Source organism: Chryseobacterium oncorhynchi (assembly GCF_002899895.1).
Lineage (GTDB): Bacteria > Bacteroidota > Bacteroidia > Flavobacteriales > Weeksellaceae > Chryseobacterium > Chryseobacterium oncorhynchi.
Window position 1 is genome coordinate 23,172 of the sequence record NZ_PPEI02000003.1, and the last position, 11,904, is coordinate 35,075.

At 34.4% G+C, this 11,904-nt stretch carries 16 protein-coding genes; 13 read left to right on the forward strand and 3 right to left on the reverse strand.

What is annotated here, in order from left to right:
* Positions 1 to 221 precede the first annotated feature (221 nt).
* The 11 genes from C1638_RS22170 to C1638_RS22330 all read left to right on the forward strand — a co-directional run bounded on the left by C1638_RS22170 (position 222) and on the right by C1638_RS22330 (position 8,122).
* Entirely contained in the window at positions 222 to 383 is a 162-nt protein-coding gene (locus C1638_RS22170) for a hypothetical protein (RefSeq protein WP_165826525.1), read from the forward strand.
* Positions 384 to 437: 54 nt separating this feature from the next.
* Entirely contained in the window at positions 438 to 2,078 is a 1,641-nt protein-coding gene (locus C1638_RS10320; RefSeq protein WP_109620704.1) for a tetratricopeptide repeat-containing sensor histidine kinase, read from the forward strand.
* A 13-nt stretch (positions 2,079 to 2,091) separates the two neighbouring features.
* Positions 2,092 to 2,757 carry a response regulator gene (locus tag C1638_RS10325; RefSeq protein ID WP_109620707.1) on the forward strand — a complete coding sequence of 222 codons (666 nt, stop codon included), beginning with the start codon at positions 2,092 to 2,094 and terminating at the stop codon, positions 2,755 to 2,757.
* Between the two features lie 68 nt (positions 2,758 to 2,825).
* Complete coding sequence (locus C1638_RS10330) at positions 2,826 to 4,547, forward strand: hypothetical protein (RefSeq protein ID WP_109620709.1); 1,722 nt, start codon at positions 2,826 to 2,828, stop codon at positions 4,545 to 4,547.
* An 18-nt stretch (positions 4,548 to 4,565) separates the two neighbouring features.
* Complete coding sequence (locus C1638_RS22325; RefSeq protein WP_165826526.1) at positions 4,566 to 4,718, forward strand: hypothetical protein; 153 nt, start codon at positions 4,566 to 4,568, stop codon at positions 4,716 to 4,718.
* Between the two features lie 145 nt (positions 4,719 to 4,863).
* Positions 4,864 to 5,478, forward strand: a complete 615-nt coding sequence (locus C1638_RS22620; RefSeq protein WP_228428119.1) for a TM2 domain-containing protein — start codon at positions 4,864 to 4,866, stop codon at positions 5,476 to 5,478.
* Positions 5,479 to 5,667: 189 nt separating this feature from the next.
* A complete protein-coding gene (locus C1638_RS10340; RefSeq protein ID WP_109620711.1) occupies positions 5,668 to 6,000 on the forward strand; it encodes a YegP family protein in 333 nt (110 codons plus the stop codon).
* Positions 6,001 to 6,010: 10 nt separating this feature from the next.
* Positions 6,011 to 7,078 (forward strand): type I restriction endonuclease, encoded by a 1,068-nt coding sequence (locus C1638_RS10345; protein ID WP_109621725.1) that lies wholly within the window; start codon positions 6,011 to 6,013, stop codon positions 7,076 to 7,078.
* A gap of 66 nt (positions 7,079 to 7,144) precedes the next feature.
* Positions 7,145 to 7,456 (forward strand): hypothetical protein, encoded by a 312-nt coding sequence (locus C1638_RS22175; RefSeq protein WP_123838367.1) that lies wholly within the window; start codon positions 7,145 to 7,147, stop codon positions 7,454 to 7,456.
* Positions 7,457 to 7,559: 103 nt separating this feature from the next.
* The gene (locus C1638_RS10355; protein WP_109620716.1) at positions 7,560 to 7,757 is read left to right on the forward strand and encodes a hypothetical protein; all 198 of its coding nucleotides are present in this window, start codon (positions 7,560 to 7,562) and stop codon (positions 7,755 to 7,757) included.
* Positions 7,758 to 7,957: 200 nt separating this feature from the next.
* On the forward strand, positions 7,958 to 8,122 hold the full coding sequence (locus C1638_RS22330) for a hypothetical protein (RefSeq protein ID WP_165826527.1): 165 nt from the start codon (positions 7,958 to 7,960) through the stop codon (positions 8,120 to 8,122).
* A gap of 211 nt (positions 8,123 to 8,333) precedes the next feature.
* Here the strand turns inward: C1638_RS22330 and C1638_RS10360 are convergent, their stop codons facing one another.
* From C1638_RS10360 to C1638_RS10370, 3 genes are all read right to left on the reverse strand, one after another.
* Positions 8,334 to 8,786: a GNAT family N-acetyltransferase gene (locus C1638_RS10360; RefSeq protein ID WP_109620718.1), complete on the reverse strand. Its 453-nt coding sequence runs from the start codon at positions 8,784 to 8,786 to the stop codon at positions 8,334 to 8,336.
* Complete coding sequence (gene yihA / locus C1638_RS10365; protein WP_109620720.1) at positions 8,776 to 9,402, reverse strand: ribosome biogenesis GTP-binding protein YihA/YsxC; 627 nt, start codon at positions 9,400 to 9,402, stop codon at positions 8,776 to 8,778. Before yihA ends, C1638_RS10360 begins: the two co-directional genes overlap by 11 nt.
* Before the next feature lie 63 nt (positions 9,403 to 9,465).
* Complete coding sequence (locus tag C1638_RS10370) at positions 9,466 to 10,227, reverse strand: alpha/beta fold hydrolase (protein ID WP_109620722.1); 762 nt, start codon at positions 10,225 to 10,227, stop codon at positions 9,466 to 9,468.
* A gap of 272 nt (positions 10,228 to 10,499) precedes the next feature.
* Here C1638_RS10370 and mraZ point away from each other — a divergent pair, with 272 nt between their 5' ends.
* Entirely contained in the window at positions 10,500 to 10,958 is a 459-nt protein-coding gene (mraZ, locus tag C1638_RS10375; protein ID WP_109620724.1) for a division/cell wall cluster transcriptional repressor MraZ, read from the forward strand.
* Positions 10,959 to 11,004: 46 nt separating this feature from the next.
* Positions 11,005 to 11,898 (forward strand): 16S rRNA (cytosine(1402)-N(4))-methyltransferase RsmH, encoded by an 894-nt coding sequence (gene rsmH, locus C1638_RS10380; RefSeq protein WP_109620726.1) that lies wholly within the window; start codon positions 11,005 to 11,007, stop codon positions 11,896 to 11,898.
* Positions 11,899 to 11,904: the final 6 nt, after the last annotated feature.

Here is an 11,904-nt window from a genome sequence, read left to right on the forward strand (position 1 = left end):
ACAAATTTACAAAACTGATTTCAAAATCACCAGATAAAACGGAGGTAAAACTCCGGGTTGGGAAGCAGATGTTTCTCCTCCGTTTTTGAAGGTTCACTTCCCAAAAATTTAGAAGCGCTTCAAATTTTTTACTCGTGTAGCTCTACCTGTGATCAGTTTCGCCGGCAACTACAGAAATGCTCAATTTTTAAATTTTTAAGAAGATGATCCAATTCATATTAATGTTACTAGGCTTAACATTTTCAAACAATAACGCAGATACAACAACTCATAATAACCAGGATTCTGGTACAGTAATAACCTATTCAACGGTACCACTTACTCCAGATGATGGAGGACCTGTAACAGGAGAAACCGGACAAACGCCGCCTCCAAGAAAGTAAATAGCAAAGCGAAAGAAATTCTTTCGCTTTTTTTATTATTTTTGAAAGAAAACCGTGAAAAACTTTATTCACATCATATTCATCCTTCTTCTTTGTTCTTGTCATAGAAAAGAGATCTCTAAAATTGACAGAGCAACCTATGATAAAGCCTATGATTTTTATGATGCTTCACAAAGTGACAGTGCTTTCACCTACTTCAATAAAGCAAAGGACGAATTGATTGAAAAGGGGTATTATTCCTTTGCCGGAAATAGCCTGGTCATCATGGGAATTATTCAGTGTGAGAAAGGAGACTACTATGGCAGCCAGGAAACAGCTTTATCTGCAATTAAGTATTTAGATAAAAAAAAGGACTCTGCCGAACTTTCTGCAAACTATAATAATTTAGGAATAGCCTCTCAAAAACTTAAAGACTATAACAAAGCAATTGCCTTTTTCAATAAAGCTGCTACCTTTTCTCAAGATTCAATCTACAAATTAACGCAACTTAATAATCAAGCTATTTCATTTACTCTTTTAAAAAAATTTGATTCTGCAATAATTACTTTTAACAAAGTTCTATCTTACCCAAATTTGATAAAACGCCCAATTTTATATTCTATGGCTTATGATAATTTAGCCTATACAAAGTTTTTACATAACAAAAAATATAACGCTGAACCAGAATTACTTAAAGCATTAAAAATTCGAGACAGCATGAATGATGTTTCTGGATTAAATGCAACTTATTCTCATCTGTCTGACTTTTTCAAAGATCATAACCCAGAGAGATCTATATTCTATGCAAAAAAAATGCTTGCCCTTTCTTCAAAAATTAAAATTCCTGACGATAAATTAGTCGCTTTGCAAAAAATAATTCTTCTAGAAACACCCGAAAACACAAAGCTATTCTTCAAACAATATCAGGATTTAGATGACAGCTTACAGGTAGCCCGCAACAAATCTAAAAGTCAGTTTGCTTTTGAAAGATTTGGATCTGAACAGCTAAAGGTAAAAAACGCAAAAAACGAAGTCGAAATTTTTAAAAGAAATATAGGTCTAGGAGCGTTATCTTTTATTGTAATCGGAGGTTTCTTCTACTATAAAAGAAGAAAGAAAAGGTTACAAAAAGAAAACGAATCAAAAATAAAAGAAAACGAGCTCAAGCTCTCCAAAAAGGTTCATGATGTGGTAGCCAACGGAATTTATCAGGTAATGACCAAAATTGAAAATCAGGAACATTTTGATAGGGATAAAGCCCTTGATGAACTGGAATTTGTCTATGAAAAGTCCCGTGATATTTCTTATGATAAAGCTGACTCTAATGATAAGATTGAGTTTCATGAAAAAATTTCGGTTCTTATCGGTTCTTTTAAGAATGATATCGTTAAAACCTATCTGGCTGGAAATAGTCCAAATATATGGAGCAATGTGAGTGATTCTACCCAAAACGAAGTTTATCAGGTAATCCGGGAGCTCTTGGTGAACATGAAAAAGCACAGCCAGGCTACTCTTGTCGCTTTTAAATTTGAAAGGAATAACAACCTTATACAAATTCAGTACACAGACAATGGAATTGGTATTCCGGGAGAGATTATTCATAAAAACGGGTTAACAAATACGGTTTCCCGTATTGAAAAAATTAAGGGTACCGTTATTTTTGACACTAAAACCGAAAAGGGACTGAAAGTGTACATTTCATTTCCCACTTCTTAAAAAAGAAAAAAGAATGTTCAAAAAAATTTTAATAGCCGAAGACCACGAAAGCAGTAGTATTTCTGTTCAAAAAACACTTGAAGACCTTAATATTTCCAATGTAGATTATGTTTACTATTGTGATGATGCATTAGCAAAGATTCAAAAATCCATCCGCGAAAAAGACCTTTATGACTTATTGATTACTGATCTTGAGTATGAAGAAGATCATCGTGAACAAAATATTAAAGATGGCAAAGAACTCATTAGGGCTATTAAGGAAATCCATCCTTCACTGAAAACTATAGTTTTTTCTGCGGAGCACAAATCTGGTGTTATAGATTCCCTTTTTAAAGAGTATGGAATCAATGGTTTCGTTCGTAAAGCAAGAAATGATTCTAAAGAACTGAAAAAAGCCATCGCTTCTGTTTATGACCATAAAAACTATCTTTCCCTTGATCTTAGACAAGATGTAAAACAGTTGAACAGCTATGAATTTACAGAGTACGATATTGTCCTTGTTTCTCTTCTCTCGCAAGGAGTATTGCAAAAGAATATTCCTACCTATCTTCAAAATAACAATATCAAACCCAATAGTCTAAGCAGTGTGGAGAAAAAACTGAATAGCCTGAAAGAAGAGCTTCAGATTACAAGCAATGAACAACTTGTTGCGTTTTGTAAAGATTTAGGGCTTATTTAATTCATTGAAAAGATATTTGCATATTTTTGCTAGGATAAAAAACTAATATCTTTTTAAAACACAAGGAAATGTCACAGGAAGACTCTTTACTTAATGATAATCTTAAGGGGATTAACAATAATATCAATTACCTTAATAATAATCTGAATTCTTTCAACTCTCAATTAGGAAATATCAATTCTGAAATAGGTAACATCAATAACCAACAGCAAGCTCTGGATGGGAGGATGAATGATATGTCCGGTATTATTGATGATTTTATCAAAGCGGATAAAGAAAAAAGGGAACTTCAGCTTGCTGAAAACATGCAGGAAAGTTTAAAGCAGGACCTTAGCAACAAATTCGGTTATTATGAAGAGATCAGAAGAACTGTCTTAGGTATTTTACAAGCTGTGGACAGTGGAATTGTAAGGCATGAGATTATGCAGGACGCCGCTGAAAGCTTAATGATAAAAACGCCCAATTACTGGCTGGCTCCTGCAATGGTTGCTATTGTAGCCTGGGTTCGAGATGATCGTGAAGATACTGAAAGGGCGCTGAATGAGGCATTAAGGAGAGATGATTATAAGACAACACTCTTCTTCATGCTTCTTATGAGAAGACTGGGCAGAGATGAGGCGTGCCATCAATGGGTACAAAGATATCTGATGCATCAGGACCCATATCGACTTGACCGTGAATTTGTGATGGTTCTGGAGGCTGCGGCAACCGGATCATTCCCCCAAGCTTCCCGAGAGCTGATTATTTCTACCGTAGATGGATGGCTTAACCTTTTAACACAAACGGATCAGTATATTAATGAGCAGAAAAATGAATGGCTTAAATTCTTCCAGTCTAAAGGCCGTTTAGATCATAAAGAGTATCCATTTCTTGAGAAATACTGTACCAATTGGGCAGACCTTAAGTCGTCTATGAAAAAAGTAAAGCTTCATCAGTTTCTGATTTCTTATATTAAAAATATACTCAATACTCCTGTTGATGAGTCAAAAACATCAAAAAATCAATTAGATGAAATTTTGTCTTTACTGATTACTAATTTTGATGATGAAGAGTTTGAATTGCAAAAGAAGATAAAGCTCAACCAGCTGATTATAGATCAAAAAAAGGATAAAAGATCTGCAAATTCTGATTATTCTTCTCAGGAGAAAGCTTTTGAAGAAAAAACAAACTTCCTTCAGATGCTTACCAACGTAGCTTTTATTCCAGAGTTGGCAGGAGGAACACATGCTACCCAACCTTTGGCAGTAGCCATAAGCAGCCCTTGGATTGTGGAGGCTCATGAAGCTTATACAGCAGAGTATAGAGTGAGTGCTGTTACCACTGCAGATTTAGCTATTGAAAATTATAAAATATCTTCAGATAGTACAGATGAAGCAGAACAACTGAAAGCGCATGGAGAACATTGGGATAAGACTTTAAAAGATGAGGTAAAGAAAGCATCATCCGGCAACGGCTGTATTGTTGCGATCACTATTCCCATTTACGCATTTGGCTTATTTTGTTATCTGACCGATCCTAAGGCTAAATTTCTTGGCTATCTTATCTTTTCTGTATGTACGGGATTTCTGGCATTAATGTATTGGGCCGGAGGTTCAAATAAAGCAGATGCAAGAAAAAAAGTTAATGAATCCCGTATAAAATCCGATGAAGCATTAAGAGGATGCCTTACAGAACTGAAAGACTTCAAAGCAGAATACGATATGGAAGATGCAAAAGCTTCAGAAGTAAAAACAATGCTTCAATCTATTCGAGCCGAGGAGTTTTTAGCCAATTCAAGAACTACATCATAATCACCAACAATTCATAAGATGAGCAATCCGGAAAGTAACACCGAAAACAATAAAGAAATAAAGGCGGAAGATAAACAACCTGAAAATCATCCAAGAAAGGATAAACAGAACGCAAAGTTCCCCAATTGGGATATTCTTCCTCCTAATCAGATCGTAAAACCCAGATCATAACTAGAGATTATTCAAGAGTAATACCTATAATCTTTATTGCTACCCTATAAACCTTTCAAGTTTTTGAAAGGTTTTTTTACGGTTTACCGTAAGGATTAACATTGAAGCGATCCTAACTTTGGCCTATAAATAAAAATAATTTATCATGGCTGTATTTGCAATACCTAATCCTACAAAAACCCTATATGTTGATTTTCCACTGGAAAGAGTGAAAGAAAGTGTAAAAAACATTTCTATTTTACATTCAAAATATAGATTTAATTCTTGTAATGAGATTTTCAATCAATATACCTATGAATCTTATGAGTTTTTAAGCCTGGGAGTTTATATTGATATTATTTTAAATTCTGTTACAGATAATAAAACTGGAATTAGTATTGAGATCAGAAGAAAAATGGGAACGTTCAATGAACCCCATGAAGTTACCCACGCCAATCAACATATTGTAAACATAGTCAATTACATTGCTAGATTAACTTCTATGTCACTGGAGGAAATTAATATTTTAAAAGCAAAAAAAGAAGAAAGTAAGGATATTTACGTTAAAGCCAAAAGCAGAAAAGATAAAAACATTGCAAGTTTATTATCTTTTTTCCTTGGTGGATTAGGTATACATAGGTTTTACTTAGGCCAAACATTACTTGGTTTTATATATCTTATATTTAGCTGGACTTTTATACCCACTTTTATTGCTCTGATAGATTTTTTTATATTCATTTTTATGTCTCAAAATAAATTTGATTTAAAATACAATCATTAACGAAAAAAAACAACTGGAACAAATAATGATGCTCCAAATAGATATTCAAGCGGCAACCATGAAAACGGTTGCTGCTTTTTTTATACAAAACTTGACGTACAAAATATCAAAGAAAGGTTTCGTTTTACGGTTTCCCGTAAGGAATAGCTTATAAAGGGTTATACTTTTGACCTATAAATAAAAACAACTATGGGAAAATTTGTTATCACTCGAAGAGTAAATAATGAATATCAATTCAATCTTAAGGCTAAAAACGGAGAAATTATTCTTACTAGCGAGGGCTATGTTCAAAAAGCATCTTGTCATAAAGGAATAGAGTCTGTGAGACTTAATTCTCAGGAAGATTCAAGGTACGACAGAAGATTGGCGGTTAATAATAAAGACTATTTTGTACTGAAAGCCAGAAACGGAGAAATCATTGGTAAAAGCCAGCTATATAGTTCCACCACCACAATGGAAAACGGAATTTCTTCTGTAAAAACCAATGCTCCTGAAGCAGAAATAATTGATGAAACCCTTTAAAATCAAAACCATGGATCTTAAAATTAAACTTGAGCAATTACAACAGAAAGTTGTAGGATTAAAAGATCAGATTGCTACCGAAGAGGCTACTAAAAATGCTTTTGTAATGCCTTTTATTCAGATTTTGGGGTATGATATATTTAATCCTACAGAAGTTGTTCCTGAACATGTATGTGACATCGGAACCAAAAAAGGAGAAAAGGTAGACTATGTTATCAAAAACAATGACGAGCCTATTTTTATTATAGAATGCAAACACTGGAAAGAGAATGCGGATGCTCATAATTCTCAGCTTCACAGATATTACCACGTTTCTAAGACAAGATTCGGTGTTCTTACCAATGGTATTGTTTATAATTTTTATACGGATCTTGAAAAACCTAATATTATGGATGAAAAACCCTTTTTCACCATCGATATTGAAGACTTAAAAGACAGTTCTATCAAAATACTTGAGAGCTTTACAAAAAAGGACTATAACCTCGAAAGTATTCTTGATTCCGCAGAAGCTTTAAAGTACATTAAGGCAATAAGAAAAGAGTTTGAGAAAGAAATAGAAACACCGTCTGATGAAATTGTAAAGCTTTTGGTGAGTAGGTTTTTTGAAAAGCCTATAACAGCGAACAGAATGATTTCCTTTAAAGAGTATACCAAGAAAGCCCTTACGACTTCCATCAATGAATCGATAAGTTTTAGACTTAAATCTGCTTTGAGCATTAATGAGCAAATTGAAAAACAGGATGAGGATGTAAAAATATCTCCGCCTATTGATGAAAACAACGATTCTAAAATTGTTACTACCGAAGAAGAACTCGAAGGATTCCAAATTGTAAAAGCCATCATGAGAGAAAAGGTTCCTGCGGCACGTATTGCCTATAGAGATACCCTTTCCTACTTTGGGATTTTATTGGATGACAACAATAGAAAACCATTATGCAGGCTTCATTTCAATACAGCCAATAAATACATTGAAACTTTTCATAATGGAAAGGAGTCCGGAGAAAAAGTATTGCTTAACAACCTCGATGAAATATACCATTTCAGAGAGGCACTTCACAAAACACTAGAAAACTATTAATTATGTTTTAGAGACAATAAACTAATAACCACGAAAACTATCTCATATAACTAAAAAACAAATACTATGAAAAAATTATTCTTCACTGGACTTTTAAGTCTCGGAGTATTATTACCGACAACCTTTTCCGCATCCACCACCAATTCGTCTTCCACAAAGGAGCTCTTTGCTAAAAAACCAAGAAAAGGAAAGACTAAAAAAAGTAGCAGAAGCCAATCTACAAGATCCAGCTATTCATCTTCAGGATCTTATTCAAAAAGCAAAGGTTGCAGTTATAATGGGAATCAATTATATGTTGGATCAAGAGGCGGCTGTTATTATTACTCAGGAAACAGCAAGCAATATGTAGACAGGTCGTATTGTTCAGGTTGCAACTAACTTTTCTAAAAAAACACTCCATATATATTAACTAAAAAAAGCGAAGGTAATCTTCGCTTTTTTTGTATTTTCGGCAGACTTCAATTATAAAAACTTTAATACCATGATTAAACTCTTATTATTTCTTATTGGGCTCATATTCCCAAGCAAAGAAAATACACACAATCGTAATCAAGCCTCAATAACGATCCAAAATAGCCTGGAACCAGAAGGTGGAAACGGGAATGGAAATGGCCACGGAAACGGGGGAAGCACTAGTGGTAATACGGGCCAGACACCACCACCATTTACTCAACTTTAATAATTAAATAAAATGATTCAATTTATATTACTCTTCTTAGGAATAACATTTCCCAACAACAGTACGAGTACATCCACCATCAACCAAACTCAAATAACAATACAAAACAATCTGGAACCAGGAGATGGAATGGATACTGGTGGAGACACAATACCTGTCCTTCCTCCTAAAAAATAGATGATAATTAAAAAAACAATATCATGATACAATTTCTAATAATGTTATTTGGGCTAATGTTTCCAAATAATAATACGAATACAGTCGATAATAATCAAACTATAACAACAGCCAACGGGAATATAAACTTTGAAGAATCAATAGATACCGGAGGAGAAACGCTTCCTATACTTCCTCCTAAAAAATAATAACTTATGGTTCACTTTATACTCATGTTATTAGGATTTTCTTTCCCAAATAGCAGCGCAAACACAACTAGCATCAATCAAACACCAATGACAATACAAAACAGTATCGGTCTTACTGAAGATCTTGATACTGGTGGAGAAACAACCCAAACACCCCCAAAGAAATAACAAATAAAACAGGCTATCCAAAAATTGGATAGCCTGTTTCAATTTATCTTCTTATCATTTCCGTATGCGGAATATCATCTTCTAAGTATTTATTTCCGGTATCTTCAAAACCAAATCCAGTATAGAATCTCAATAGATAATCCTGAGCCGAAATTCTGATTTCAGAAGTACGAAAGCGATTTTCTATTGTATCTACGGCATATTGTATTAATAGTTTACCCAAACTTTTACCCCTTGCCTTTTCAGTGGTCAGAACTCTTCCAATAGAGGTTTCATCATATTTTATTCCCTTATTGAAAATACGGCAATAGGCAAGAACCTCACCATTTTCTTCAGCCCATATGTGAACCGCTTTTTGGTCATAATTATCCAGATCAGGATAAGGACAATTCTGCTCAATAACGAAAACATCAATACGAGCTTTCAATATTGAATACAGTTCCGGAACAGTAAACTCATCAAAGGTTTTTATTTTCCAGATAATATTATTGCTCATCGAAGCTTACACTATTTTGAGTTAAAAAGTCATTCGTCTTTTCTATGAAGTTCAGAATATCATCACCACCTGTTTTCTTTTCAGCTGAGGTAATATACAACTCGGGAAGATCTTCCCATGTCTTATGAAGCTCTGTCTTATAACTTTCGAAGTTTTTAATAATCTCACTCGGTTTTAACTTATCTGACTTTGTAAAGACTATTGAAAAAGGAACACCACTTTCTCCACACCATTGGATAAATTCCAAATCAATTTTCTGCGGATTGTGTCTAGAATCTACCAATACAAAAAGGTTGACCAGATTTCTTCTGTTCAGAATATAATTCGTAATCAACTTTTCAAAGTCTTTTCGAATGGACTTTGAAACCTTTGCATATCCATATCCTGGTAAATCAGTAAGGTACCAGTTTTCATTCACTAGAAAATGATTGATCAGCTGAGTTTTTCCCGGAGTTCCCGAAGTTTTAGCCAAATCTTTATGATTCATCATTGCATTGATCAGCGAAGACTTTCCTACATTAGATCTTCCGATAAAAGCATATTCAGGCATAGTAGGTTCCGGACATTCTTGCCATTTTCCACTACTTTTTACAAACGTTGCTGTCTTAATAACCATTTTGAAAATATTTTAGAAAAATAAACCACTAAGAAAAGCTCTTAATGGTCATTTATTATGTATTTAAACTTTATCTTTTATCCAGTTGTACAGGATTTCATTAAAATCATCCGGCTTCTCCATCATAGCTGCGTGGCCACAGTGATCAATCCAGAATAGATCCGAATTAGGAATAAACTTATGCATGTCTTCCGCTACCTCCGGAGGAGTTACGTTATCCTGCCTTCCCCAAATTAAACAGGTCGGTGTCAAAATCTTAGGAAGATCATTCAGCATATTGTGCTTAATGGCACTTCTTGCTAACATTACTGTTTTTATTCCTTTCATCCTATCATTTACCACCCCAAAAACTTCATCTACTAGATCTTCGGTAGCTACTTTAGGATCATAGAAAACCTCTTCAGTCTTCTTTCTTATGTAAGACTTGTCATTTTTCCTTGGAAAACTGTCTCCAAAAGTTCTTTCATATAAACCAGAACTTCCAGTCAAAACAAGATTCTTTACCAAATCCGGTCTTGCCAACGTAAGAATAAGTCCCACGTGTCCTCCCATCGAGTTTCCTACAATCGTTACAGGGCCAGAAATATGGCTCTCTATAAACTTGATGATATATTTTGCTAAAGTGGTAAGATTCGTATTGAGTACTGGCAAATCATAGATTGGCAGCTGAGGAACATAAACCTTATATCCTCTCTCTGAAAAAAAATCTACCATCTTATCGAAATTGCTCAAACCACCCATTAACCCGTGCAACAGCACTAATGGATGTCCTTCCCCTGCCTCTATATAGGAGTATTTCTTTTCTTTTTTTGTACTAAATATCATAAAACGCCTTAATAAAGCCTTGCAAAAATACAAATTAAACCTCAAAAATATTTTGATTACCCTAATTTAAGATAAAAATAATATAATATTCCCCTTTTTAACTATTTTTTTAAAAACCTCTTTATTATGGCTTAAATAACAGTTTTAACAACCCTCTACATATCAGCAAATTACATTCTTAGAACTCAATCTTTAATAAAACTTATTAACATTGAGTCAAAAAGTGGGAAAAAGTGGGAAATTTTGGAAATTATTATATAAATTTGTCCCAAATGAAAAATTTCATTGGAACATATGAGTGTAAAATTGACGACAAAGGCCGCCTAAAAGTTCCCGCATCTTTAATCAAACAGATGGAAAACTTCGAAGACAAAGCGTTTGTAGTCAAAAGATCTGTGTTCCAACCTTGTCTGGAGGTCTATCCAATGAATGCATGGGATAAACTGATGGGCAAAATTAATAAACTGAACAGGTTCATTAAAAAGAATGCTGATTTCATACGAATGTTTACGGCAGGAGTAAAAACAGTAGAATTGGACAACGCAGGAAGATTACAGATTTCCAAAGACTTGATGAGTTTTGCAAATCTTCAGAAAGATACGGTGATCACCAGCGCAGGAGAACTTTTCGAAATTTGGGATAAAGATGCCTACGAAAAAGTGATCTCCACCAATGAAACTGATTTTGCAAGCCTTGCCGAGGATGTGATGGGCTCTTTCGATGAAGAATAGTGGTGTCGGTTATTAAAATTATATTAAACAAAAAACACAATTAAGCATGTATCATAACCCCGTTTTGTTGAAGCAGAGTGTTGATGATTTGGTGACGAATCCTGACGGAATATATGTGGACTGCACCTTTGGAGGTGGTGGACACTCAAGAGAGATTTTGAGCAGACTTTCCGAGAAAGGAAAATTGTTCAGCTTTGACCAAGATCTCGATGCGCTTAAAAATACAATTGATGACCCTAGGTTTACACTGGTAAATCAGAATTTCAGATTTCTGGAAAACTCACTACTTATGTATGGAGCACCTCAGGTGGATGGCGTTTTGGCTGATCTTGGAGTTTCATCTCATCAGTTTGATGAGGCAGACAGAGGTTTCTCTACAAGAAGCAATGCTCCTTTGGACATGAGAATGAACGTGATGCAGAACCTTGATGCCAAAAGAGTGATTAATGAATATGGAGAGGAAGAACTTGCAGATATTTTTTATCACTACGGAGAATTAAGAGAAGCTAGAAAACTGGCGAGAGAAATTGCTCATCATAGAAAAACAAAAACGATAGAAACTACTGAGGATTTAAAGAAGCTTTTTAGCTACATCCCTCCTCATAAAGTTAATAAATTCTATGCCCAGCTTTTCCAGGCTGTAAGAATAGAGGTAAACCAAGAGCTTGAAGTATTAAAAGAAATGCTTGTTCAGGCTTACAATGTTTTAAAACCCGAAGGAAGATTGGTAGTAATCTCTTATCATTCCTTAGAAGACCGATTGGTAAAAAGATTCCTGAAAAACGGAATGTTTGAGGGAGAGCCTACAAGAGATATCTACGGAAATTATCAAAAGGCATTTGAATTGATAAAGAGTAAAGCAATTATCCCGGATGATAAGGAAATTGAAGAAAACTCAAGAGCAAGAAGTGCGAAAATGAGAACCGGAATAAAATTATAAAGCAAT